Origin of the sequence: Acinetobacter sp. AG3 (assembly GCF_022343575.1) — a bacterium.
GTDB classification, from domain to species: Bacteria; Pseudomonadota; Gammaproteobacteria; order Pseudomonadales; family Moraxellaceae; genus Acinetobacter; species Acinetobacter guillouiae.
In genome coordinates this window covers 4,468,585-4,495,095 of sequence record NZ_JAKQZD010000001.1, presented here as the reverse complement: position 1 = coordinate 4,495,095, position 26,511 = coordinate 4,468,585, and the positions used below count along the sequence as shown (strand labels likewise).

The 26,511-nt window shown below is 41.1% G+C and carries 23 protein-coding genes and 1 riboswitch; of the genes, 19 read left to right on the top strand and 4 right to left on the bottom strand.

Going from position 1 to position 26,511, the window contains the following annotated elements:
* The first annotated feature begins 70 nt into the window (after positions 1-70).
* Positions 71-604, top strand: coding sequence for a hypothetical protein (locus L3V46_RS20950; protein WP_004718640.1), 534 nt, complete (start codon positions 71-73; stop codon positions 602-604).
* A gap of 2 nt (positions 605-606) precedes the next feature.
* Here the strand turns inward: L3V46_RS20950 and L3V46_RS20945 are convergent, their stop codons facing one another.
* From L3V46_RS20945 to L3V46_RS20935, 3 genes are read right to left on the bottom strand one after another with little or no spacing between them, the layout of a single operon-like run.
* Entirely contained in the window at positions 607-1,317 is a 711-nt protein-coding gene (locus L3V46_RS20945; RefSeq protein ID WP_239046665.1) for a VanW family protein, read from the bottom strand.
* 16 nt (positions 1,318-1,333) lie between these two features.
* The gene (locus L3V46_RS20940; RefSeq protein ID WP_239046664.1) at positions 1,334-2,035 is read right to left on the bottom strand and encodes a class I SAM-dependent methyltransferase; all 702 of its coding nucleotides are present in this window, start codon (positions 2,033-2,035) and stop codon (positions 1,334-1,336) included.
* A 40-nt stretch (positions 2,036-2,075) separates the two neighbouring features.
* Positions 2,076-2,276 carry a DUF3565 domain-containing protein gene (locus L3V46_RS20935; protein WP_035371079.1) on the bottom strand — a complete coding sequence of 67 codons (201 nt, stop codon included), beginning with the start codon at positions 2,274-2,276 and terminating at the stop codon, positions 2,076-2,078.
* 110 nt (positions 2,277-2,386) lie between these two features.
* Here L3V46_RS20935 and gshB point away from each other — a divergent pair, with 110 nt between their 5' ends.
* From gshB to lpxC, 8 genes are all read left to right on the top strand, one after another.
* A complete protein-coding gene (gene gshB, locus L3V46_RS20930) occupies positions 2,387-3,331 on the top strand; it encodes a glutathione synthase (RefSeq protein ID WP_004818384.1) in 945 nt (314 codons plus the stop codon).
* Positions 3,332-3,636: 305 nt separating this feature from the next.
* Entirely contained in the window at positions 3,637-4,734 is a 1,098-nt protein-coding gene (gene murG, locus L3V46_RS20925) for an undecaprenyldiphospho-muramoylpentapeptide beta-N-acetylglucosaminyltransferase (RefSeq protein ID WP_239046663.1), read from the top strand.
* Positions 4,735-4,747: 13 nt separating this feature from the next.
* The gene (murC, locus tag L3V46_RS20920) at positions 4,748-6,196 is read left to right on the top strand and encodes a UDP-N-acetylmuramate--L-alanine ligase (RefSeq protein WP_004818388.1); all 1,449 of its coding nucleotides are present in this window, start codon (positions 4,748-4,750) and stop codon (positions 6,194-6,196) included.
* Positions 6,197-6,277: 81 nt separating this feature from the next.
* Positions 6,278-7,207: a D-alanine--D-alanine ligase gene (locus tag L3V46_RS20915; protein ID WP_004818390.1), complete on the top strand. Its 930-nt coding sequence runs from the start codon at positions 6,278-6,280 to the stop codon at positions 7,205-7,207.
* A gap of 4 nt (positions 7,208-7,211) precedes the next feature.
* A complete protein-coding gene (locus L3V46_RS20910; RefSeq protein ID WP_239046662.1) occupies positions 7,212-8,066 on the top strand; it encodes a cell division protein FtsQ/DivIB in 855 nt (284 codons plus the stop codon).
* A 63-nt stretch (positions 8,067-8,129) separates the two neighbouring features.
* The gene (gene ftsA, locus L3V46_RS20905; RefSeq protein WP_004718623.1) at positions 8,130-9,392 is read left to right on the top strand and encodes a cell division protein FtsA; all 1,263 of its coding nucleotides are present in this window, start codon (positions 8,130-8,132) and stop codon (positions 9,390-9,392) included.
* A gap of 163 nt (positions 9,393-9,555) precedes the next feature.
* The gene (gene ftsZ / locus L3V46_RS20900; protein WP_004718620.1) at positions 9,556-10,749 is read left to right on the top strand and encodes a cell division protein FtsZ; all 1,194 of its coding nucleotides are present in this window, start codon (positions 9,556-9,558) and stop codon (positions 10,747-10,749) included.
* 125 nt (positions 10,750-10,874) lie between these two features.
* Positions 10,875-11,777 carry a UDP-3-O-acyl-N-acetylglucosamine deacetylase gene (lpxC, locus tag L3V46_RS20895; RefSeq protein WP_016539103.1) on the top strand — a complete coding sequence of 301 codons (903 nt, stop codon included), beginning with the start codon at positions 10,875-10,877 and terminating at the stop codon, positions 11,775-11,777.
* A gap of 97 nt (positions 11,778-11,874) precedes the next feature.
* On the opposite strand, the gene L3V46_RS20890 is transcribed toward lpxC, so the two are convergent.
* Positions 11,875-12,324 carry a hypothetical protein gene (locus tag L3V46_RS20890; protein WP_034611264.1) on the bottom strand — a complete coding sequence of 150 codons (450 nt, stop codon included), beginning with the start codon at positions 12,322-12,324 and terminating at the stop codon, positions 11,875-11,877.
* A gap of 105 nt (positions 12,325-12,429) precedes the next feature.
* Between L3V46_RS20890 and L3V46_RS20885 the strand changes: the two genes are divergently transcribed.
* From L3V46_RS20885 to recJ, 10 genes are all read left to right on the top strand, one after another.
* On the top strand, positions 12,430-13,107 hold the full coding sequence (locus L3V46_RS20885) for a M23 family metallopeptidase (protein WP_004718614.1): 678 nt from the start codon (positions 12,430-12,432) through the stop codon (positions 13,105-13,107).
* A gap of 288 nt (positions 13,108-13,395) precedes the next feature.
* A complete protein-coding gene (aceE, locus tag L3V46_RS20880; RefSeq protein WP_004818397.1) occupies positions 13,396-16,104 on the top strand; it encodes a pyruvate dehydrogenase (acetyl-transferring), homodimeric type in 2,709 nt (902 codons plus the stop codon).
* A 2-nt stretch (positions 16,105-16,106) separates the two neighbouring features.
* Positions 16,107-18,092 carry a 2-oxo acid dehydrogenase subunit E2 gene (locus L3V46_RS20875; RefSeq protein ID WP_239046801.1) on the top strand — a complete coding sequence of 662 codons (1,986 nt, stop codon included), beginning with the start codon at positions 16,107-16,109 and terminating at the stop codon, positions 18,090-18,092.
* Positions 18,093-18,455: 363 nt separating this feature from the next.
* Positions 18,456-18,612, top strand: a riboswitch (yybP-ykoY riboswitch).
* Between the two features lie 89 nt (positions 18,613-18,701).
* Positions 18,702-19,280 carry a TMEM165/GDT1 family protein gene (locus L3V46_RS20870; protein WP_004818402.1) on the top strand — a complete coding sequence of 193 codons (579 nt, stop codon included), beginning with the start codon at positions 18,702-18,704 and terminating at the stop codon, positions 19,278-19,280.
* Positions 19,281-19,494: 214 nt separating this feature from the next.
* On the top strand, positions 19,495-20,292 hold the full coding sequence (locus tag L3V46_RS20865; protein ID WP_239046661.1) for an MBL fold metallo-hydrolase: 798 nt from the start codon (positions 19,495-19,497) through the stop codon (positions 20,290-20,292).
* 89 nt (positions 20,293-20,381) lie between these two features.
* Positions 20,382-20,747: a YkgJ family cysteine cluster protein gene (locus L3V46_RS20860; RefSeq protein ID WP_081407361.1), complete on the top strand. Its 366-nt coding sequence runs from the start codon at positions 20,382-20,384 to the stop codon at positions 20,745-20,747.
* 223 nt (positions 20,748-20,970) lie between these two features.
* Entirely contained in the window at positions 20,971-22,437 is a 1,467-nt protein-coding gene (gene guaB, locus L3V46_RS20855) for an IMP dehydrogenase (RefSeq protein ID WP_004718605.1), read from the top strand.
* A gap of 118 nt (positions 22,438-22,555) precedes the next feature.
* Positions 22,556-23,887, top strand: a complete 1,332-nt coding sequence (glmM, locus tag L3V46_RS20850) for a phosphoglucosamine mutase (protein ID WP_004818404.1) — start codon at positions 22,556-22,558, stop codon at positions 23,885-23,887.
* A gap of 32 nt (positions 23,888-23,919) precedes the next feature.
* A complete protein-coding gene (gene pdxH, locus L3V46_RS20845) occupies positions 23,920-24,576 on the top strand; it encodes a pyridoxamine 5'-phosphate oxidase (protein WP_239046660.1) in 657 nt (218 codons plus the stop codon).
* Positions 24,577-26,280, top strand: a complete 1,704-nt coding sequence (recJ, locus tag L3V46_RS20840; RefSeq protein ID WP_239046659.1) for a single-stranded-DNA-specific exonuclease RecJ — start codon at positions 24,577-24,579, stop codon at positions 26,278-26,280.
* Positions 26,281-26,511: the final 231 nt, after the last annotated feature.

Below are 26,511 nucleotides of genomic sequence, written 5' to 3'. Positions count from 1 at the left end.
AAAAAAGGATAAGATAAGGAGCATAAGCTCCTTATTTTTATGGACTATAAAGGATTAGGTGCCATTTTTAATGTTCATTCTATTGATAATCGTCGTGGTTGCTGTACTTGGCATTATGTTGGTCAAACATATCGACCAACGACGTTGGCAACGTTACCAATTTGAGCGGGATATGTTTTTTCGGCAATATCCATTTCAATGGAAAGGTTTAGAACAGTTTGAGCTGGTTTTAAATATCAACGTGCACGCCCAGAAAAAATTAATCAATGAATTGATGTTAAGAGCATCTGAGAACAGTTATATCAAGAAATCACGTATTCAACGTGAACCTGAATGTTCGAGACAACAATACTCGATTAAAGTCATGATTCAAGATTTAACCATTGGTCACTTAGAAAAGAAATATGCAGACTTATTGGGAGAAAGTTTAGATCAAACCGATTTTGAAATTGGTCGTCCAATAGAGCTGGATGCTGAAATCATTGTGTTTGAAAAAGATGATATCGAGTTGGGCTGTCGTGTCAAACTGGCCTTACCGCGTGATCCACGGACTGCACATCAATACCTGATAGAAAATAGCCAACAACAATTTCAAGAAAAATAAGCTTAATCAGCAGGTGAATTGAGCAAGTAGATACTTTGCTCAATCTGTTTTTGATCTTGCAAGGTGCGGACAATTCGATGGGTTTTAGAATCTTCGACAATAAATTTGAGAGTATATTCCTTTAAATGCTGTTGAGCGACCAAGGTGGCGACCAGTTGGTCATGTTGTCTGAAAATTTGAATCTGTAGTGCCTGATCTAAACAATTTTGAAACTGTAAGTCCTTATAGCCATACACCACAGTTGCATCACTGCCTAAGGGGGTAAAGCGTTCATGTTCTCGGTAAATATCAATCGAATGTGAATGTCGTTCTATGATGGTTAAACCCGCTTTTAACGCATTGATATAGAGCAAACAAGAAATTTGACAGATCCCACCACCCAGATCTTCTGAAATTTTTCCATTGACCAGATTACGTCCTGTTTTATAGCCATTGTTTAACGTCGGGGCTGTTACCAAATGCCAAAATGAAAAGATTTGATTTGGCTCAATGACCAAACCGTTTAAGGCTTCAATCGCAAGATCAATGTTATGGGTTTTATTTTCAAAATAATGATTTATCTTGATGCTTTGTTGGGTTGAAATTTGCTGGTCTGCTTGCCACAGTGCTTGATGTTTTAAGGCAAACTTTAGCTTCGAGAAAAGGTGTTCACGACAATACCTGCGTAATAACTGATAAAGCAGTTTCCATGATTTGGGTAAATATTGCCGCATATTCCACCTGCTTATTCTAATTGTTTACTGACGGTTGTTTTTCTAAAACGACAACCAAGTATGATGCATATTCTTTTAAAAATGAACGGCACATCAAGTTGTCTAAGCTTCTAAACAGTGGGCGTAAAATCGTTGGAATACGATGGATAGGGAAAAATAAAAAGCCCTGACTTTCAACCAGCTTCCATTGAGTGCCAAGCAGCTTTTCAATCTCTGCCAATGTCATTTGATGAGCAGCATGCCAGCTTTGTTGTTGATGCTTTACAGCTTGTCGACGTTTGGCGGAGGGGAAATCAAAAATAAGCTTGCCATTGTGTTTTAATTTTTGCTGTGCCTGATTTAGAAATTGTTGTGTGGTTGCATGGTCTTGATGCATGATCACATGAAAGCTATAAATCACCTCAAGCTGATGATTTTCGATTGGAATTTCAGTCAGAGAGCCTTCAAGAAAAATTTTATGTGGATATTTTTCTCTAGCAACTTTCAGCATTTCAGGGCTGAAATCTACACCATAATCGGCATAATCGAGTAAACGACCTGTACCACAACCGATATCCATACAATGTGTAGGTGCTGTTTTACTGAGAATGCGCTTGAGAAAAGCACGCTCTTGTTGGTCTAAATATTGCCCATAACTGTTGTTAAAACGGTTGTTATCGTAGTCGTGCGCAAGTTTGTTATAGTAATTTTTAATCTCTGAGTCAGGTTGATTCGACATTGAATAACTCTTTTTATTGACGAATAGAAACTAATTCAACTTATAAACTATTTTTTTGAAGATCACACGTTTTACACGCTAAAAACATGCCTATTTTTTCCTGCCGTCCTTGTTCTGTCAACACCCACGGGCGATTCTGCCAAGGTGGAAGATGACGCACATGTTGTTGATGCCCACACGCAAGTTCAGCAACATAATGTTGCTCCTCATCCAAATGAAATCCCACAATGGCTTGTTGCATTTCGATCATCATATTCACAATAATTGCTAAGAGTTTAGCGAAATTTCGGAAAAGTACACCAGATTCTCCGCTATACTGCATTCAATCCAAAATTTTATAAGAGCATCAATATGCGCGTACTTGTTGTGATGGATCCCATCGAAAGTGTAAACCTGAAAAAAGACTCAACAATGGCAATGTTATGGGCGGCTGCACGTCGAGGGCATGAGTTAGGCTATGCATTACAACAAGATTTATATATTGACCAAGGCAAAGCCTTTGGTTTGATTTCACCGCTTCAGGTTTTTGAAGATTACGATCACTACTATGAGTTAGGTGAAAAAGCCAAAGAGTCGCTTGCAACGTATGATGTGGTGTTGATGCGTAAAGATCCGCCTTTTGACATGAATTTTGTTTATACCACTTATATTTTGGAACAGGCAGAGCGTGAAGGGGCGTGGATTATTAACAAACCACAAAGTTTGCGTGATTGTAATGAAAAACTATTTGCGACCCAATTTCCAGACCTACAAGTACCCACTTTAGTGACTTCACAGCAAAGTCTGATTCGTGAATTCTTAAAAGAACATGGTGACGTTATTGTTAAGCCACTGGATGGTATGGGGGGAATGGGGATCTTCCGTTTATATCAAGATGGGGTCAATATTGGTTCAACCATCGAAATTTTAACTGAAAATGGCACACAACCGATTATGGCACAACGTTATATCCCTGAAATTGTAGATGGTGATAAACGTATTTTGATGATTAATGGTGAGCCTGTACCTTATTGCTTGGCCCGTATTCCTCAAAATGGTGAGGTGCGTGGGAATTTGGCAGCAGGCGGTTTGGGTGAAGCTCGTCCATTGACTGAAAATGACAAAGCCATCGCCGCCAAAGTTGGGCCATTCTTAAAAGCCAAAGGCTTGGTTTTTGTCGGATTAGATGTGATTGGAAATTATGTCACTGAAATCAATGTTACCAGTCCAACCTGTATTCGTGAAATTGATGATCAATTTGGTACTTCAATTGCAGATGATTTGTTTAATGTACTAGAAGCAGGTCAGTCAGTTTAATTTAAGCTGGAATACTGCATTCTAAATCTCAACTAAAAAATAGAGTCGTTCGCGGCTCTATTTTTTTGCTGTCGATTGGCTATAAAAATGATAAATCATCGAGAAATATAAAAAAATAACGTTTAATTCCACTTTTTTTAACGGATTAATGATAAAAGTAGTTTAAACTTTCAAATCAGTAGAAAAAAACAATGAAAGGCTTGGTGAAAAAAAGTAAATAAACTTTTCCCCATAGCGGATTGTGATTACAATTGGTTGTTTAAGATATTCGTTAAATATTTATTTTTGCATTGAAGAATTAGACCGTGACCGAACATCAGCAAAGCACACCGAAACACATCATGATGATGGCGGCAGGTACAGGTGGACATGTATTCCCTGCACTGGCAGTTGCAAAAGAATTGCAACAACAAGGCAGCCAAGTGTCTTGGTTGGCGACTCCGACAGGTATGGAAAATCGACTTTTAAAACAACATGATATTCCAATCTATCAAATTGATATTCAAGGTGTACGTGGCAATGGTATTGTACGTAAATTAGCTGCACCCTTTAAAATTTTAAAAGCAACCTTGAGCGCAATGCGCTATATGAAACAGCTCAATGTCGATGCAGTGGCTGGTTTTGGGGGGTATGTTGCGGGGCCAGGTGGTTTGGCTGCACGTTTGTTGGGTATTCCTGTGATTATTCATGAACAAAATGCAGTGGCAGGCTTTACCAATACCCAGCTTTCAAGAATTGCTAAAAAAGTCTGCGAAGCATTTCCAGATACTTTTCCGAAAAGTCAAAAAATTGTGACGACAGGTAATCCTGTACGGTCAGAAATTACCGCAATTTATAATCCTTCTTTTCGTTATAAAGAACGCGAAAACGCGGCTGAACCCTTACATATTTTAATTGTTGGCGGTTCTTTGGGTGCGCAAGCTCTGAATGAATGTGTACCTCAAGCCTTAAAACAATTTGATGTTCCATTAAAAGTATTTCATCAGTGTGGGCAAAATAAACAAGAGACCACACAGGCTTTATATGCGGATGCGCCTGCAAATATACAGGTTGAGGTTCAGCAATTTATTGAAGATATGGCACTGGCCTATAGCAACGCAGATTTAATTATTTGTCGTGCAGGTGCCTTAACGGTCACTGAAGTGGCGACGGCTGGTGTGGCGGCTGTATTTGTGCCATTACCAAGTGCGGTGGATGATCACCAAACTGCCAATGCACGATTTTTGGAGAAAACAGGTGCTGCGAAAATCTGTCCGCAGCAGAGCATGACTCCAGATTCGTTAAAGGATTTACTAACACCGTTGATGAACCGCCAATTACTGATGGAAATGGCGGTAAAAGCTCGTCAACAAGCTCAACCAGATGCAACACAACGTGTGGTTGGTTTAATTCAAGATTTGTAAGTTAGAGTTGATTATGTCTCCAACAAGCCCTGCTGATAAAGCAAAAAACCTAATTAAAATTCCAGAGATGCGCCGTATTAAACATATCCATTTTGTGGGTATCGGTGGCGCTGGGATGTGTGGTATTGCAGAAGTATTGAAAAACCAAGGCTATAAGGTTTCTGGTTCTGACATTAAGGCATCAAAAACAACAGTTCAACTTGAAGAAAACGGTATTAAAGTTTTTATTGGACATACGGCAGACAATATCAAAGGTGCAAATGTACTGGTTGTTTCTACTGCAATTGACCCTGAAAATTTAGAAGTAAAAGCAGCAATTGAAAACCGTATACCCGTAGTCCGCCGTGCAGAAATGTTGGGTGAATTGATGCGTTATCGTCATGGTATTGCGGTTGCAGGAACCCATGGTAAAACCACCACAACCAGTTTAGTGACCTGCATGTTGGCAGAAGAAAACATGGATCCAACTTATGTGATCGGTGGTCTGTTAAACCGTACCGGTGTTAATGCTGCGTTGGGTGCTAGTCGTTTCATTGTCGCAGAAGCAGACGAATCAGATGCATCATTTTTACATCTAGAACCTATGGCGGCCATTGTTACCAATATTGATGCAGATCATATGGATACCTATGGCGGTAGTTTTGATGTACTTAAAGACACCTTTATCAAATTCTTACAGAAAATGCCGTTCTATGGCTTGGCTGTAGTTTGTGGTGATGATGCCAATATTCGTGAAATCATGCCACGTATTGGTCGCCCAGTGCTGACCTATGGTTTTAATGAAGACAATGATATTCGAGCAATTGACGTTGAACAAGTTGGTATGCAGTCAAGCTTTACGGTATTGCGTAAAGGTCGTGAACCATTACGTTTAACCATTAATCTTCCAGGTTTGCATAATATTCTAAACGCACTGGCTGCGATTGGTATTGCAACAGATGAAGGTGTTTCTGATGCTGCGATCGCACGTGCCTTAGAAAGCTTTAGTGGTGTAGGTCGCCGTTTCCAAGTTCAAGGTGAGTTTGAGTTGGATGAAGGCACTGTAAAACTTGTAGATGATTATGGGCATCACCCGAAAGAAGTTGAAGCGACCATTAAAGCTGCACGTGCCAGCCATCCAGATCGTCGTTTGGTGATGATGTTCCAGCCACATCGTTATAGTCGTACTCGTGATTGTTTTGATGATTTTGTAGATGTGTTGTCACAAGTCGATCAATTGTTGTTGTTAGAAGTATATCCTGCAGGTGAGAAACCGATTGTTGGTGCAGATAGTCGTTCATTAGCTCGGAGTATTCGCCTGCGTGGTGAAGTTGAGCCGATCTTGATTGACCCAGTGGAAGGCAATTTGCAGAACGCGATACAAAAAGTGTTACAAGCGAATGACTTGTTATTAACACAAGGTGCGGGTAACGTGGGAGCAATTTCTGTAGAATTGGCTCAAAACCAACTGTATTTAAAATAATTGATTTGGCTTTGTTTAAATTTGGATTTGAATAAAGCCTCGAAATTAAATTGACTAACTTATAAGTTTAAGGATTTAAACGTGTCAAATGCTTCTAAATTCGGCAAAGTAGCGGTGTTGCTTGGTGGGAAATCTGCTGAGCGTGAGGTGTCATTAGATAGTGGTAAAGCTGTTTTAGAAGCATTATTACGTTCGGGTGTGAATGCGGAAGGCTTCGATCCACAAGAACGTAGCGTGACGGAACTTGTGGGCTATGATCGCGCATTTATTGTATTGCATGGTCGTGGTGGTGAAGACGGTCAAATCCAAGGCGCGCTAGAATGGATGAATGTACCGTATACAGGTACAGGTGTTCAGGGTTCAGCAATTGGTATGGACAAAGTTAAAACCAAACAAATCTGGCAAGGTTCAGATTTACCGACAGCACCGTATCGTATTATTTCCAAAGATTCTGATTTAACTGAAGTGATTGAAAGCCTTGGCTTACCATTAATCATTAAGCCTGTACATGAAGGTTCTAGTGTTGGTATGAGCAAGGTTGAAAAAGCGGAAGACCTTGCTGCTGCAATTGAAAAAGCCACAGTACATGATGCTGTGGTGATGGCTGAAAAATGGATCACGGGGCGTGAATATACCATTTCTTTCCTCAATGGTTTGCCATTACCCGTGATTCGTTTGCAACCACCTGCTGATGTTGCATTCTATGATTATGAAGCAAAATATAACCGTAATGACGTGGAATATGGTATTCCATGTGGTTTAAGCGAGTCAGAAGAAAAGAACTTACAAGAATTGTGTTTACGTGCCTTCCAAGCAGTCGGTGCCAGTGGTTGGGGACGGATTGATGCGATGTTAGATGAACAAGGTCATTTCTGGTTGTTAGAAGTGAATACAGTGCCTGGCATGACCAGTCACTCGCTTGTGCCTAAAGCCGCAAAAGCTGTAGGTTATAGCTTTGATGAATTGTGTGTTGCGATTTTAGCGCAAACGCTCACGGAACAAGCACACTAAGTTTATGGCTCAACTTCCTGCTTCGATGCGTCGCAAACGTGCGGCAATTACATCAATACACGATAAGCCGCCAACACGTCAGGAAAAGCTTCTCAACGTGGGAAGCTGGTTGCTTATGGTCATTGCTATTGCTGTGCTATTTGCAGGAATCTATGGTCTGTATAAAGTGATTACCGATGCTCGGGTGGCCACACTTCAAGTGGTAGGTACCACCTCACCAGTAGAGTCACAAGCGATTACACAACATTTGGCGCCTGTTGTTAAAAATAATTATTTCACCTCGGATTTAGAACAGATTCGAGATAAAGCACTAGAAGTATCATGGGTGGATCGTGTTGTGGTTTCACGGGCATGGCCAAATGGTATTCGTGTGTGGATTATGCCGCGTCATGCAATCGCACGTTGGGGAACCGGGCGATTACTGAGTGATGCTGGAGATGTCTATACAGAAGCGGTGGCGAAGAATTATTCAAACTTGCCATTGCTTCATGGGCCGCTCAGCCAATCCAAAGTGATGATGCGTCGCTATAATGAAATTAATCAATTATTTCACCCAGTCAACTTACGTTTAAAAGAGCTTTATCTCACTGAACGTATGACTTGGTTTATGCAGTTTGATTCGGGACTACGGGTGATCGTAGATCAAGATCAAACCATGAGTAAGCTACAACGTTTAAGTCATCTGGCTCAAACTGATTTGAAACCCGCTTGGTCGAATATTTCCGCCATTGATTTGCGCTACCGAAATGGTTTGGCAATTCAATGGAGAAATTCTATTTCACCAAAGATTGTGAATGGTCAATTTGTTGTAACCAGTAATGACATAAGCGTTGCAGGTGGGATGGTTGCACAGCCATAATACGTGGCTTGAAAAAGAGGCATATAGCCAAACATAAACAATGAAGATAATGGTAGCAAAGTGATGAATGAAGCTGTTCCCTCAGTTGTTGCAATTGACATTGGGACACATAAAGTTTCAGTACTGATTGGTAAAGTACATGCCCCTGATAATATTCAGGTTATTGGCATGGCAAGCGCACGCAATAAAGGAATGAATAAAGGCAAAATTGTGAGCCTTGATAAAGTCACAAATGCAATTAAACAAGCCGTTCAAGAAGCTGAAGATATGGCTGAGTGTCGTATTCATTCAGCTTGGGTTTCAATTCCAAGCACCGAATTACAAAGCCATTATGCGATTGGTCGTACACCGATTTCAAATTCAGAACATACCATTACGACAACTGAAGTGGTGCGTGCATTAGAACTTGCTAAAGCCAGTCATATGACAGCCGATCATTACTTAGCAAGTGCAGTGCCTTTAGGTTTTGAGCTGGATGATTCAAGTGAGTGGGTACAGAACCCAATCAATTTATCTGCCAATAGTATGACAGCCCATTATCAATTGATGATGATGCCAATCAGCACTATGCAGAACTTGGATCGTGCAATGAAAGGCGCCAATATTTCGGTTGAAAAAATGGTGGTGTCTTGTTTAGCAACTGCAGAAGGCAGTTTGCTGAAAGATGAAAAAGAATATGGCGTTTGTTTACTCGATATCGGTGCTGGAACGACCAATATTGCAGTCTATATTGAAGGGCATTTGGCATTAGCTCATACCATTCAATGTGGTGGTGAAAATGTCACCCGTGATATTGCCACTGTATTGCAAACCACAACCGAAGAAGCTGAACGGATTAAGTTACTGCATGGTTGTGTCGACATTCACCAAGTTAAACCGGATCATATGATTCAGTTTGAGGCAATTGATGGCCCACAAACCATTAGTCGTATTGAGTTGACTGAAATTATTATCGCACGTTATGAAGATATCTTAGGTAAAGTACGATACGAATTAGAACAACGTAGTGCACTACAAAGTTTGTATCATGGTGTGGTACTGACAGGTGATGTTTGCCAGATTGAAGGCATGGTGACATTGGCTCGTCGTATGTTGGGTATCTCTGCACACTTAGGCAATCCACCGTTACAAGTGGTGACCGATGATCAGAATTTACCATCTTTACGTCGTTCAATGTATGCTACAGCAGCAGGGTTACTTTTGTTTAGTCAAAGTGACATGCAAGAGGCGATTGAAGAACCTGAAGTTCAAGGTGGAAGACCATTCTTTGATCGGATTGTGAATGGTTGGAATGCCTTAAATAACAAATTAAAAGGTATTTTTTAGGTGTGGTTTTTTGGGGAATATTGTTAGGAAGTTGTAAGTGTTCTGTCCAATACTTGACAAGCTCTGCAATGAACAGCATCCTAAAAACAATTTTTATTATTGAAGATCAAGGCAGTATACGGGCTTAAGTGACTGCCAAATTATATTAGGAAATCTAAAGGTCATGGCCTCATTTGAATTTTTAGACGATGGACAAACCGATAACAACGGTCAAGCCCGTTTTACTGTGTTTGGTGTTGGTGGCGGCGGTGGTAATGCCGTACAACACATGGTGCAATCTGACATTAAAGGTGTGAAATTTGTTTGTGCAAATACAGACAAGCAAGCCCTTGATCGCATGAATGCGCCTTTTAAAATGCAACTTGGTGAGCAAAGCACACGTGGTTTGGGTGCCGGTGCTAATCCAGATGTAGGTCAAATTGCTGCTGAAGAAAGCCGTGAGCAAATCCGTCAACACCTTGAAGGTGCCGATATGGTATTTGTGACTGCTGGAATGGGCGGTGGTACAGGTACAGGTGCTGCGCCCGTTGTTGCTGAGATTGCTCAAGAAATGGGTATTCTTACTGTAGGTGTGGTGACAACGCCATTTAACTTTGAAGGTCGTCGTCGTCAACGTTCGGCTGAAAAAGGGATTGAAGCATTAGAACAACATGTTGATTCTTTAATTATTATACCGAACCAACGTTTACTCAGCGTTTATGGTGACATCTCTATGCAAGATGCTTACCGTAAAGCAGATGACGTGTTGCTGAATGCGGTACGGAGTATTTTTGATCTGGTTGTTCGTCCGGGTCATATTAACCTTGACTTTGCTGACTTGAAAACTGCGATGAGTACACGTGGTTATGCAATGATGGGTGAAGGGAAGAGTAGCGGTCCAGACCGTGCTGAAGAAGCGGCACGTTTGGCGATCCGTAGTCCGTTATTGGATAATGTAAATATCATGAATGCCAAAGGGGTGTTGATTAACATCACTGGTGGTGCTGATGTGACTTTACGTGAAACTGAAGTGATTACAGATGTTGTGAACCAAATTGTTGACCTTGAAGAAGGTGAAGTGTTCTTTGGTACTGTATTTGATCCAGACGCACGTGATGAAATCCGTGTCACTGTGATTGCTACAGGTTTAACACGTAATGCCAGTGATGCAACTGAAGCAAAACGCAGAACCCATATCAGCAATGTTGCGCAATCATATAGCCAACAAGCCAGCCACAACACTGTGGTTGATGAAGATGATGTTCCTGCGATCAATAAACGTCAAGAAGATGGTGCACCTGTTGCAGCACCAAGTTCAAGTGGTCGTTCTACGCCAATGAGTATTCAAGATTATTTGAAAAATCAACAGCGTAAATGATTGATAATTATTAAAAATAATTAATATCAACGAAAAAGGTAGTGAGATTCATTACCTTTTTTGTTTTTTATCAATGGCTAAATGTGCTAACGTATAGCGGATTTGAGAATGAAGACCGAATTAGCATGTTGAAACAACGTACCCTGAAGCGAGTCGTTAAAGCGAGTGGCATCGGACTACATAGCGGACAAAAAGTCATGATTAACTTTTTGCCACATGTGGCGGACGGGGGTATTGTATTTCGCCGTATCGATTTAAATCCACCTGTCGATCTGCCAGCAGATGCTATGCTGATTCAAGAAGCATTCATGTGTTCCAATTTGGTCAGTCATGAAACCAAGGTTGGCACCATTGAACATGTCACCAGTGCAATCGCTGGCTTGGGTATAGATAACCTGATTATAGAAGTGTCTGCTTCTGAAATACCAATTATGGATGGTAGTGCAGGTCCATTTATATATTTACTCATGCAGGGCGAATTAGTAGAACAAGACGCACCGAAAAAATTTATTCGGATTCTCAAACCTGTTGAAGCACTCATAGAAGATAAGCGCGCAATTTTTACCCCTCACGATGGTTTTCAAATCAACTTCACCATCGACTTTGATCATCCTGCTTTTGCAAAAGAATACCAATCGGCGACCATTGATTTTTCAACAGAAACGTTTGTCTATGAAGTCAGCGGTGCACGTACTTTTGGTTTTATGAAAGATCTTGATTATTTAAAAGCCAATAATTTAGCCTTGGGTGCGAGCTTAGATAATGCTGTTGGTTTAGATGATACCGGCGTGGTCAATGAAGAAGGTCTACGTTTTGCAGATGAGTTTGTTCGACATAAAATTTTGGATGCAGTTGGTGACCTATACCTACTTGGACATCAAATTATTGCTAAATTCGATGGCTATAAATCGGGACATGCACTGAATAATCAACTTTTACGCAATGTTAAAAGTGATCCAAGCAGCTATGAAATTGTAACATTTGATGACGAGAAGCTGTGCCCAATTCATTTTGTCAACGTGACATAAGTCTTTGTCTTTTAGGCATTGTGTTATAGTGTAACAATAAAAAGTGTGATATCTGTCATATTTTGATCAGTTTTAATCTTAATTTAATCTAATCAGTTTACTTTTTATTGCTTGCCAAACGTAGTAAAGCTTGGCTAAGCTTAGGGTCGCTCACAAAACTAGCGGCATTTTGTAACATTTCAGATGTTGCAGGTTGTATGCTTTTTACAGTTTTATGGCGTTGTGGGGGTGTTTCAGTATTGCTGTTTTGAATACGTAAACGAACTTGCAGTTTTTGTAAATCACGAAGTTCGTTGATTTGTGATAATTGAGAAATATACTGTTTTTGAAGATAACCGAGTTGACTAATCATGGCTTGATTTTCACCGGTGATGGTCAAAATACCGTATTGATAACAGACAACTCGCCAATTCTCAGGTTGAGGAAGTAGCGGTTGAATTAATTTAGTAAGTTTTTGCCATTCGGCAACTTGCTTTGTAAGAAACGATAAGTTTCCTGTTTTTAAGTGTTGTCTTGTTGGTTGAAAGACGTTTTTTGGTTCAGACATACATGGTTCCTACATATTTATGTCCTATCTTAAGCGCTCATTTCGATAGATATCAAGGATGAGATCACTCAAGAAACTTGACTAAGAACAGTTAAAGAGGTTTTTATGCATACGCGACGTATTTTATTGGCTTTTACTTTAGCAGCTTCCGCTGCAACCGCTGCATTTGCAGACTTGGTTCAATCACCAGATCGTTTAGAACAATTATCCAAGACTTTATCTCAAGGCTCTTATAATCCAGATGATTTAGATCTTCCTGCTTCAGCAAAGATGAATATTACTTTACGTAGCCAGGATGCGCCAATCGAGTTAAACAATGCAAGTATCGCTAAAAAATACGGTTCTAGCGCAAACTCTGCTTCTCGTTATACTGCAAACTCTCCATATTCTTGGTTAGTCACTCATCCTCTTCCAGATATGAAGCGTGTAAGCTCTGATTTTGGTGGTCGTACAATGGGTGGTCGTGCCGAACATCATTCTGGTTTAGATCTTTCAGCACCAAGTGGTACACCAATTTATGCAACAGGTCCTGGTATTGTAACCAAGTCTGGTTGGGGTACTGGTTATGGTCAATATGTAGAAATTAACCATGGCAATGGCTATATTACACGTTATGCGCATGCTTCACGTCTAATTGCCCGTGTGGGTGATCAGGTGAAGGCTGGTGAACATATTGCCAACGTGGGTTGTACCGGTCGTTGCACAGGCCCACATTTGCATTACGAAGTAGTGAAAGATGGTCAACGTAAAAATCCATCTTCTTACTTAGCCATGTTGCCATAACGCTAAACATTTGATTGTTGAGCTTATGACTGATGCTCTGTATGCATGGTTGAATTCGTAGTCGCGATGAATTAAATACTGTATTCAGACTATCATCAAATAAAAAATTATTTTGTATAAAAAACCGCCTTTATTGGCGGTTTTTTGTTATTTTAAGTGTTAATTAGTCAACAACTATTTAGTTGCTAAATAATCCTTACAATCTGCATTTGGCTGTAACGATAACTTAACAGGCCTAAAACATGATACATATAATATATAGAAAACTATTCAAGGAGTAAGTGGGAAATGGCGTATTATGGTGATAGCGACGCTCAGGAAACACAAGAATGGCAAGATGCCTTTGATTCAGTGCTCCAGCATATGGGTACGGATCGTGCTGCGTTTTTATTAGAAAAATTATATCAACAAGCAATTTCGAAGCATGTACCTATTCAGCGTCTAAATACCCCTTATTTAAATACCATTCCAGTTGAAGAATCTCCAGCGATGCCAGGCGACCAAGATATGGAGCGTCGTATTCGAGCATTAATTCGTTGGAATGCTTTGGCAATGGTTCTACGTGCCAATAAAACAGGTGATGACTTAGGTGGTCACTTGGCAAGTTTCGCGTCTTCAGCAACCCTATATGATGTCGGCTTTAACCATTTCTTCCGTGCCAATAGCGATAGCTTTGGTGGCGACATGATCTATTACCAAGGTCACTGCGCCCCAGGTATTTACGCACGTTCATTTTTAGAAGGCCGTTTGACCGAAGATCAATTGAGTAATTTCCGTCGTGAAGTGGGTGGTCAGGGGCTTTCAAGTTATCCTCATCCTTACTTAATGCCAGATTACTGGCAGTTCCCAACTGTTTCGATGGGCCTTGGTCCAATCATGTCAATTTATCAAGCGCATATTCAAAAGTACTTGATGAATCGTGGTTTGATCAAAGAAGAAAACCGTAAGGTTTGGGCGTATCTTGGCGATGGTGAAATGGATGAGCCAGAAAGCTTAGGTGCAATCTCGCTTGCGGGTCGCGAAAAATTAGACAACTTAATCTGGGTGGTGAACTGTAACTTACAGCGTCTAGATGGTCCTGTACGTGGTAACGGTAAAATCATTCAAGAGCTAGAGTCACTGTTCCGTGGTGCAGGCTGGCGTGTGATTAAGGTGGTCTGGGGGCGTCATTGGGATCCTTTACTGGACAAAGACACATCAGGTGCTTTAAAAGCCCGTATGGATGAAACGCTAGATGGTGAATACCAACGCTACCAAGTAAAAGGTGGCGCTTATACCCGTGAAAAATTCTTTGGTAAATACCCTGAAGCTGCGGAGTTGGTAAAAGGCTTAAGTGATGAAGATATTGATAATCTGAATCGCGGTGGTCATGACCCATACAAAGTGTATGCCGCGTATGCTGCTGCAATGACCAGCAATGGTCAACCGACTGTAATCTTAGCGAAAACAGTGAAAGGTTATGGTTTGTCTGACGAAATTGAAGCTGTCAACAAAACCCACCAAATCAAGAAAATGCAACACGATTCATTGAAATATGTACGTGACCGTTTCAATTTGCCATTCTCTGATGAGCAACTTGAAGAGCTTCCATTTTATCGTCCAGGTGAAAACTCACCTGAATTGAAATATATGAAAGCACGTCGTGAAGCTTTAGGTGGTTATTTACCTGCACGTCGTAAAGACAGTGAAGTATTGGCGATTCCTGAGATTTCAGTATTTGATGGTGTGCTTAAAGGCAGTGGTGGTAAAGAACAATCAACCACGATGGTTATGGTGCGTTTGATTGCTGCATTGTTAAAAGAAAAAGCCATTAAAGACCGTGTTGTGCCTATCGTACCTGATGAAGCACGTACCTTTGGTCTAGAAGGCATGTTCCGTCAGTTGGGTATCTATGCTGCGCATGGACAAAACTATACCCCAGAAGACCAAGAACAGCTCATGAACTATCGTGAAGCAAAAGATGGTCACATGTTGCAAGAAGGGATCAATGAAGCAGGTGCAATGAGCGCTTGGTCAGCATTGGGTACCAGTTATTCAACCAATAACTTACCAATGATTCCGATGTATATGTATTACTCAATGTTTGGTTTCCAACGTATTGGGGATATTGCATGGGCAGCGGGTGATTCTCAGGCACAAGGCTTCTTGTGTGGTGCAACAGCTGGTCGTACAACATTAAATGGTGAAGGTTTACAACACCAAGATGGTCATTCTCATATCTTGGCAGGTACGATTCCAAACTGTGTAGCGTATGATCCTTGCTTTGGTTATGAGTTAGCTGTGATTGTGCATGATGGTTTACAACGTATGTATGTGAATCAGGAACGTGTGTTCTATTACTTGACGCTCATGAATGAAAACTATGACCAACCTGCATTGCCTGAAGGTGCTGAAGAAGGCATCAAACGTGGTATGTACTTGTTCAATAAAGATGAAAAAGCCACAGTTCAGTTATTGGGTTCAGGCGTGATTCTGCGTGAAGTGATTAAAGCTGGGCAAATTTTACGTGATGAATACCAAATCCATTCCAATGTATGGAGTGTAACAAGCTTCAATGAATTGGCACGTGATGGTATGGCTGTTGAAGAATACAATCGCCTACATCCACTTGAAGACGGTAAAGAGTCTTGGGTTTCTCAGCAATTACGTGACACGGATGGTATTGTTGTTTCAGCAACAGATCATATGCGTGCCTATAGCGAACAGATCCGTGCTTATCTTCCAGATAGCCGTCCATATGTAACATTGGGTACAGATGGTTATGGTCGTTCAGATACACGCAGTAATTTGCGTAGTTACTTTGGTGTAGATGCGGCACATATTGTGGTTGCAACATTGAAAAAACTTGCTGATGAAGGTGAAGTGGATCCACGTTTGGTGAAAGATGCAATCTCTTCATTTGAACTTGATGTTGATCGTCCAGTTGCATGGTTACCGCAAGCGCACCCATCTGTACAAGAAGTTGCTGCTTATACTGAAGTGACAGAGGAGAAATAATGATGCAAGTTAAAACTCCTGATATTGGCGTTGATAAGGCCACTGTTGCAGAAATCTTGGTGAAAGTCGGGGATACCATCGCTGTTGATGACAGTATCGTTCTACTTGAGTCAGACAAAGCCTCTGTTGAAGTGCCAAGCACTTCAGCAGGCGTGGTTAAAAGTATTGCTGTTACGGAAGGTGATGAAGTTTCAGAAGGTGCTGTGTTGATCGAAGTTGAATCTGCGGATGCAACTGCGACAGAAACAGCAGCACAGCCTGCTCAAGAAGCTGCAAAAACTGAACCTGCTGTAGAAACTAAAGCTGAACCTGTGGCATCTGCTGCACCTTCAGCATCTGCGCCAGCTTCATCTCAAACAGTTGAAGTTCAAGTGCCAGATATTGGTGTTGAAAAAGCTTTGGTCGGCGAAGTTCTGGTTAAAGTGGGCGACGAAATTGCGGTAGATGACAGCATCGTTGTAGTGGAATCGGATAAAGCAACGGTTGAAGTTCCAAGCACAGTTGCTGGCACGGTTGAAAGTGTTGTGGTCAAAGAAGGCGATAATGTTAAAGAAGGTGTGGTACTGATTACAGTGAAAACTGTAGGCGCTGCAACGACTTCGGCGGCAGCACCTGCTGAAGCGCCTCAACAAGCGTCAGCAACACCAACTCAAGCTGCTGCACCAGAAGCATCAGCACCAGCCCAATCGGGTAAAGTTGAAGTTGCTGTTCCTGATCTTGGTGTAGATAAAGCAACAATTTCTGAAATCTTGGTGAGCGTAGGCGATCAAGTTGAAAAAGACCAAAGCCTTTGCGTTGCTGAGTCGGATAAAGCCTCTGTAGAAGTGCCAAGTACGGTTGCAGGTACGGTAACGGCGATCCATGTGGAATTGAATCAGTCTGTAAGCCAGGGCAGTGCTTTGGTGACGATTGAAGCACAGGGTCAGACTGCATCAGCACCGCAAGAAAAACCAGCCGCTCAAGCATCACAAGCTGCATCAGCACCAGCCGCGAAAACGACAGCATCAGCGCCAAAAGCTGAAGTGGCCGTTGCTCAAGCGGGTACTGAAAAGTTATCTAAAGCGCAACAAGCTGAAAATGCCAAAGTTTATGCTGGTCCTGCTGTGCGTAAGCTTGCGCGTGAACTGGGTGTGGTTTTATCACAAGTCGAGGCCTCTGGCCCTCATGCACGTGTGATGAAAGATGATGTTTTTGCTTTTGTTAAAGCCAAATTGACTGCACCACAAGCAGCAGCTCAAACAACTGCTGCACCAGCCGCTTCAGGTTTGCCTGCATTACCAGATTTCAGTGCATTTGGTGGTAGTGAAATTGCACCAATGACGCGTTTACAGCAAGTGTCTGTACCGCAATTGTCATTAAACAATTTTATTCCGCAAGTGACACAATTTGATTTAGCAGATATTACTGAACTAGAAGCTTGGCGCGGTGAGTTAAAAGGGAAATTTAAGCAAGATGGTATTAGCTTAACGATCCTTGCTTTTATTGCAAAAGCGGTGGCGTTCTTACTCAAAGAAGAGCCTTATTTTGCAGGTCACTTGGCAGATGATCAAAAGTCTGTGTTGTTACGTAAAGAAATTCATATGGGAATCGCTGTGGCGACACCAGATGGTTTAACTGTTCCAGTATTGCGTAATCCTGATCAAAAATCGATTAAGCAAATTGCCATTGAATTGGGTGAGTTAAGTAAAAAAGCACGTGATAAGAAACTTTCTCCGAAAGACTTACAAGGTGCAAACTTTACCATTACCAGCCTAGGTTCAATTGGTGGTACAGCATTTACGCCATTGGTGAACTGGCCGCAAGTTGCGATTTTGGGTATCTCACCTGCAACCATGCAACCGGTATGGAATGGCTCAGGTTTTGATCCAAAACTGATGTTGCCATTGTCATTGTCTTATGACCATCGTGTGATTAATGGTGCGGATGCTGCGCGATTTACCAATAAATTGACCAAGTTGTTATCAGATATTCGGAACATCTTGCTTTAAGTTTTAAATTATAGAAGACCTCGCTTTAGGCGAGGTTTTTTTATATGCATCTGATTTTGTTTTATCAATAATTTTTAAATCTGCTTTAAAGTCATCATTCAATATAGTCAATCTGTCAAAAAACTCAGGCACAAGAATATAATTTCTCCTAATTAACATTTTCAACTAAATCAATCGGCGACATCCATGTCGCCCCACGATAGGATAACCATCTAGGGTTCGAAATTAGTGAAGAAACGAAATTGGATTCATCCTCTGCGGGCATTAAAAATGTTTCGGCACGATATTTTTTGAAATTTATCTGAGCTTTAAATTTTTTAATTTTTAAAAATTGAAAATGATTGATAAAGCGTTGTAGAATAGCTGTACTTCATTGGGGAGTAGCCGCTGTTTGTCATCTGCGAGATGATAAATGGGTGATGATCAACATAATTACTCAACAGAGTATGGTCATCATAGCAAAGAACCAATTTAGCTGAAGGTGTTTACTCAGCTATCTTTTGTTGGCAAGACCTTTGATTTATCACTCCGCGTTGAATAGGCGACTATTCATATTGGCTAGCAGGAGGGGTAAGTCATCGGTAAATATTGCTAGCCAGAGACTTTGAAATGTTAAATGCCTTCCTCATCTCTTTAGTGGTTGTCGCTTTATCCGAAATGGGCGATAAAACACAACTGCTCGCATTACTTCTTGCTGCACGTTTTCGTAAACCTATTCCTATTTTATTTGCAATTTTATTAGCAACTATTGTCAATCATGGCGTATCGGCTGTGCTTGGTCAATGGATTACCACAGTCCTTAGCCCGACAGTATTACTTTGGATTGTGTCACTTGGCTTTATTGGTATGGCTGGGTGGATGTTGATTCCAGATGAATTGGATGATGAATCTGAAAGTATTAATAAATGGCAAAAATATGGGGTCTTTGGTGCAACCTTTGTATTATTCTTCCTTGCAGAAATTGGGGATAAAACCCAAATCGCCACAGTGGCACTTGCTGCACGCTTTGACAGCATCGGTTGGGTAACTCTAGGTACGACATTGGGGATTATGTTGGTCAATGCACCTGCTGTATTTATTGGCAATAAATTGGCAGATAAATTACCTATTGCTCTGATTCATAAAATTGGAGCTGCAATCTTCTTTATTATTGGTGTCGCCGCTTTAGTTCAGCATTACTTTTTTTAAGCACAATTTTCCAAGCTGATTGAACATCAATAAAGGCATCTATTTTTAAAGCTGAAAACCCAACTTAATGTTGGGTTTTTTATTATTCTGAGAATGATGACACAAATAATCTTTAAACTTAGGTTGTAGATTTATTGTAACTTTGAAGAAAACCTTATATGTTGTATGGGATAACTAAAGATTTATTTTAAAAAAAGGTTTTGGGGTTTCTGGTATGGCTTTAGATCGCACCACGTCGCAAGTTTTGTTTGATAATGGCACTCATAAATGTATAAGTTTTACCAGTTTGGTGAAAGGTGAAGGTGTACAAGCCAATCAGTTTCTTATTTTAAATAATGAACGTGCAGCAGTATTAGATCCGGGCGGTGATTTGACCTATGTGCCCCTGACCATGGAGCTTAATAAATACACCCGATTACAAAATCTAGACTATGTCATGGCATCTCACCAAGACCCCGACATCATTACTTCAATGCCACGTTGGTTGGTCTATACCGATGCCAAAGTGGTCGCATCTAAATTATGGGCACGCTTTTTACCTCATTTAAACTCAGCATTTATGAGTGACCGTATGAAGGGGGGCTGGTTAGAACGTCTGATCGAATTGCCTGACCAAGGTGGCTCTATTCCATTGGGAGAAACGCACATCATCGTAGTTCCTGCGCATTTCTTACATTCCGTTGGAAATTTCCAGTTTTACGATCCAATTTCAAAAATTTTATTCTCAGGTGATATGGGTGCATCGATTGTTGATGATGCCTCGAAACCAATTGAAGATTTTGCAATGCACATTCCAACCATGCATGGTTTTCATCAGCGCTATATGTGTACCAATCGGGTGATCCGTTTATGGGTGAAAATGGTGCGTCAAATGGATATTGAAATGATTGTGCCGCAACATGGTAAGCCGTTTATTGGTAAAGAGATGATTCATCAGTTTTTAGACTGGATCGAAAATTTACAATGCGGTGTCGATTTGATGGATGAGTCCGTGTTTACCTGTCCGCAATAAAAAATTCAAAAAAGATATTGAGTTTGAGTGCGACTTTTTTTAGGATTTTCTTGCCAAAATTTTAAATTGATAACGAGAATCTTAAAAAAATGTTGTCACAAATCTCAGCACAGGATGCGTGCTTAAGTTGCGGGGCGTGTTGCGCCTTTTTCCGAGTCTCATTTTATTGGGCAGAAGGAGAAGCCATGCCGCCAGATTATGTCGAACCTTTGACAGCCGTGTATTCTTGTATGCAGGGCACCAATCAAAAGCAACCACGTTGTGTGGCATTAAAGGGTGAGATTGGACAGCAAGTCAGCTGTAGTATGTATGAGCAACGGAGTTCTTCATGCAAACAGGTACATGCTGGGGATTCACAATGTGCAAAAGCAAGACAAGGCTATGGTTTAATTCCCCTGATCGAAATAGAAGTCGCTACACCCAGCAATGATGAAGACTTTGATCAGGTGTGTTAACGCTTCATTGGGAAAATTTAGGATATTAAGGCAGAGACTGTAAGTCGACAGTCTACTGTGGTGTTAAATCCACGATAATTTTATATTCAAAGCCCATTTTTATTTCAATAAGATACTGAAAAATAAAGTGTGATCGAGAATAAGATAAATCGGCACAATAAAAAATGAAAATTGAACGGAAATTTGTATATAATAGCTCACGGAAATTACCAGCGAGACTGTTATGTTGACCATCGTTCAAGAAGCGCTAACCTTCGATGATGTCTTATTACTCCCTGCCTATTCTACTATCCTCCCAAAAGATGTCTCTCTAAAGACACGCCTCACACGCGGCATTCAACTGAACATCCCTATGGTTTCAGCAGCAATGGATACTGTGACTGAGTCACGTATGGCGATTGCAATGGCGCAAAACGGTGGTATTGGTATTTTACATAAAAACATGGATATTTCTGCACAAGCTGCAGAAGTTCGCCGTGTAAAAAAATTCGAAGCGGGAATGGTGAAAGATCCGATTACCGTGACACCTGAAACCACGATCCGTGATTTGATGGCTATTACACAAGCCAACAACATCAGCGGTGTACCTGTCGTTAAAGATGGCAAAGTGGTTGGGATTGTAACTGGCCGAGATACTCGTTTTGTAACGAACTTGGAACAACCAGTAAGCAATATCATGACAGGGCAAGATCGTCTTGTGACTGTTCGTGAAAATGAATCGAAAGAAAATATTCAAGCATTATTGCAAAAACACCGTATTGAAAAAGTATTGGTGGTTGATGAAAGCAATGCATTAAAAGGCTTAATTACAGTTACAGATTTCCGTAAAGCGGAATCTTATCCAAATAGCTGTAAAGATGAATTAGGTCGTTTACGTGTTGGTGCTGCAGTGGGTACTGGCGCTGAAACCCCAAGTCGTGTTGAAGCTTTGGTTGAAGCCGGCGTTGATGCGATTGTAGTGGATACGGCGCATGGTCATTCTGCGGGTGTGATCGAGCGTGTACGTTGGGTGAAAGCAAACTTCCCTCAAGTTCAAGTGATTGGCGGTAATATCGCAACGGGTGATGCTGCTTTGGCATTACTTGATGCGGGTGCAGATGCGGTGAAAGTGGGTATTGGTCCTGGTTCAATCTGTACGACACGTATCGTTGCAGGTATTGGTATGCCACAAATCTCTGCAATTGACAGTGTTGCCAACGCATTGAAAGACCAAATTCCATTGATTGCTGATGGTGGTATCCGTTTCTCTGGGGATATGGCAAAAGCGATTGGTGCTGGTGCAAGCACGATTATGGTGGGTTCACTTATGGCGGGTACTGAAGAAGCGCCTGGTGAAGTTGAATTCTTCCAAGGCCGTTATTACAAAGCATACCGTGGTATGGGTTCTTTGGGTGCAATGGCTGGCGCGACGGGTTCTGCCGATCGTTATTTCCAAGACTCGAAAGCAGGCGCTGAGAAATTGGTCCCAGAAGGGATTGAAGGTCGCGTACCGTACAAAGGTCCAATGGGCAATATCGTACATCAAATGATGGGTGGTTTACGTTCATCTATGGGCTATACCGGTTCTGCAACCATTGAAGATTTACGTCAAAATGCAAAATTTGTGAAAATTACCGCTGCAGGTATGCAAGAGTCACATGTGCATGATGTAACGATTACCAAAGAAGCACCGAACTATCGTGTAGGTTAATCTTTTGTAATATTTTGATTGGAAAAAGCCGTCAGTTTATGACGGCTTTTTTATTTTGGTGTAAAGTAGTAAACCTTAAAAATTGATTGTTATACAACACATAATAAGTGGGTAAAAGATGAGTTATTTTGGAACAGACGGGATTCGTGGAAAATTTGGTGAACTCCCAATTACCCCAGAATTTGCACTTAAACTCGGATTTGCGGCAGGGAAAGTATTAAAGCAAATTAGCCCAAAATCAAAACCGATTGTGGTTTTAGGTAAAGATACTCGTTTATCGGGTTATATTCTTGAAGCAGCTTTACAGGCGGGTCTCAATGCGGCAGGTGTTTATGTACATTTGCTTGGACCCTTACCGACCCCTGCAATTGCTCATTTAACCCGCGCATTGCATGCCAACTTAGGGATCGTGATTTCTGCTTCGCATAACCCTTATTTTGATAATGGGATTAAATTCTTTTCAGATGAAGGGAAAAAGCTCCCAGATACGATTCAAGATGCGATTAATCGAGAGCTTGAGAACGATATCATCATTGAAGACACCGCAAACTTAGGTAAGAGTGTACGTGTTAAAGATGCCAATGGTCGTTATATCGAATTTTGTAAATCGACATTCCCATATCATTTCAATTTACGCCATTTAAAAATTGTGGTGGATTGCGCCAATGGTGCAGCGTATAGCGTAGGTCCAGCAGTATTTCGTGAATTAGGCGCAAAAGTTATTGCGCTTTATAACGAACCAGATGGTTTAAATATCAATAAGGATTGTGGTTCAACACATCCTGAAAATTTACAAAAAGCCGTGATTGAGCATCAAGCAGATTTAGGTATTGCTTTTGATGGCGATGCAGATCGTGTGGTTTTGGTCGACCGTTTTGGTAAATTGATTGATGGCGACCATATTCTGTATATTTTAGCAACCCAAGCATCTCAAAAACCGGCGGGTATCGTGGGTACAGTGATGAGTAACATGGCATTAGAATTGGCACTTGAAAAAGCCAAAGTGCCTTTTGTGCGTGCTAAAGTGGGTGATCGCTATGTATTGCAAAATTTAGAAGAAAACAACTGGGTAACTGGTGGCGAACCATCTGGTCATATTTTGACTTTAGACAAGAGCACAACAGGTGATGCAATTATTGCAGCCCTGCAAGTGTTAACAGTATTGGTTGAACAGAATAAATCTTTAGATGAATTGGTTGCAGATTTTAAAACTTTACCCAATGTTTTGGTTAATGTTCGCCTTGAACAAATGTTTGACCCATTTGCGGTGCCAGCATTGGTTGCCGAGTTTGATAAAGTAGAAGCCACACTTAAAGGACGTGGGCGAATTTTAATTCGTAAGTCTGGGACGGAACCGATCATCCGTGTTATGGTAGAAGGCGATAATCTGCAAGAAGTAACTGATTTGGCAAATCATTTAGCAGATGCTGTTCGTCAAAATGCGGCTTAAAATATTGTATCGTCTGTAGAAGGTTTTGCTTCATGCGTGATGTAATTAAAGACTTAAGTGAGCTTCGTCTTACTTATCAAAAAGGTGAACTACATGAGGAGCAAGTGGATGCTCATCCTCATGCGCAGTTTCTCAATTGGTTTAATTTGGCTTTAGAAGCAAAACTGCATGAACCCTATGCAATGTCGTTGGCAACCGCAAATGCACAAGGGCGTCCACATGTGCGTACTGTGTTATTGCGTGGTGCTACCGAGGCTGGTTATGATTTTTATACCAATTATGACAGTCAAAAAGGCTTAGATTTAGCTGAAAACCCTTATGCAGAATTGCTATTCTATTGGCCTGAGTTAGAACGTCAGGTTCGTGTGGGTGGTCAAGTTCAGAAAATATCTGAACAAGAATCTACTGATTATTATCATAAACGTCCGCGTGATAGCCAAATTGCAGCACATATCAGCACCCCACAAAGTGGCGTGATTGAAAGTCGTGAACATTTACAACAGCGTTTTCAAGCGTTGTATGATCAAGTGGCTGAAAAGAATGAATTGGTTAAACCCGAATTTTGGGGAGGCTATCGTTTAGAGCCGACGTATTATGAATTCTGGCAAGGTCGCCCAAATCGCTTACATGATCGCCTCACTTATGAAAAAGTCGGTGGATCTTGGACAATACAACGTTTGATGCCATAAATGCAAAAATTACAAATTAAACAACGACCTTTGATTACACGCCCTGAAAACTTTCAGGGCGTGTTACCCTTTATTGCCGAAATTTTGGCTCGTCGTGGTGTGCAATCTGAACAAGAATTAGATTTAAAACTTAAATATTTACTTGCACCAGAAATGAAAGGTTTGGAGCAAGCCATTCAAATTATTGATCAAGCCTTAGATCAAGAAAAAAAAATTGTGATTGTCGGTGATTATGATGCAGATGGTGCCACCAGTACCGCACTGATGATGCTGGCTTTACGAGAAATGGGGGCCAATGTTGAATACCTCGTTCCAGATCGTTTTAAATATGGCTATGGCCTAACCCCTAAAATTGCTGACTTGGCTTTTGAAAAATATCAGCCTGATCTATTAATTACGGTCGACAATGGAATTTCCAGTCATGCAGGTGTAGCACAAGCGCAGTCACATGGAATGCAGGTGATTATCACCGATCACCATTTAACGACCAAGGAAACGCCTCAGGCTGAAGCGGTTGTTAACCCAAATCAGTTAGGGTGCGAATTTCCAAGTAAGGCTTTGGCTGGCGTTGGCGTGGCATTTTACCTATTGGCAAAGTTAAGTAGCCATCGGGCAAAACTGGGGAAATTGGCTGCAAAAATGCCGCAATATTTGGATTTGGTTGCTTTGGGCACTTATGCCGATGTTGCCAGCCTCGACCATAACAATCGTATCTTAGTGGATGCAGGGGTTAAACGGATTCAACAGAATCAATGTCGTGCTGGGATTAGTGCCTTATTAGACATTGCAGCGCGTGATCCTGTTGAGTTAAAAGCCTCTGATTTAGGTTTTGTGTTAGGCCCTCGTCTTAATGCCGCAGGGCGTATGGAAACCATGGACATCGGTATTGAATGTCTTTTGGCAACCGATACGCAGACAGCTCACGCTTTGGCACGCCAGCTCAATGAGTTAAACTTAGAACGCCGTCAAGTTGAGTCGGAGATCAAACAAGAGGCTTTGGCAGCGCTGGAAAATCTACAGCTTGATCAAGATCATTTACCCGCAGCGCTGGTCATGTTTGAAGAGCATTGGCATCAAGGGGTGATTGGTATTGTGGCAGGCCGTTTAAAAGAGCAATTTCATCGCCCCAGTATTGTATTTGCGGCAGATAAAGATGGGATTCATATCAAAGGTTCCGCACGTTCGATTGATGGTATTCATATTCGAGACAGTATTGAAAAAGTTGCCGAGCAATATCCTGATTTGATTAGTCATTTTGGTGGGCATGCGGCGGCGGCGGGTTTGACCATTCAAAAGCAACATTTTGAAGAATTTAAACAACGTTTTACTGAGTTGGTTGCTCAATCCGATGATGCACTATTCCAAGCGGTGTTGTGGACGGATGGTGAATTACCTGCTCAGGCATTTCAGCTACAAACTGTAGATACTTTGGCGCAATTGGGACCGTGGGGGCAAAAGTTTCCTGCACCGGTATTTGAAGGGCGTTTTAAAGTCATCGATTATCGTTGGTTAAAGGAAGTGCATCTGAAATTGCGCTTAGCTTTGGAAAATGGCCAACCGATTGATGCGATTGCCTTTAATGTACGTGATAAATTCAATTTTGATCCTATGCAAGATATGGTACGTATTGTTTATGAATTGGATAAAAATCAATTTAATGGCAATGTGAGTTTGCAGTTAAGAATGCTGCATTTAGAACAGTAAATTTAGGCGAAAGAAGCGCTTATATAAGCGCTTTATCTATTTGATACCCACTATAATAGTTAATACATCTCATTTTAGAGCGCGTATAGCCTTATCTTACATTCAAAATTTAAATACATTTGTGTAGTTAAGGCCTTTCTCTGCACTGTAAAAAGTAGTGCTTCTAACTAGATTTGCGGATTAAACATCAAAGAAAATTATCTCCCTTCTTTAAGTCATAGATTAATATAG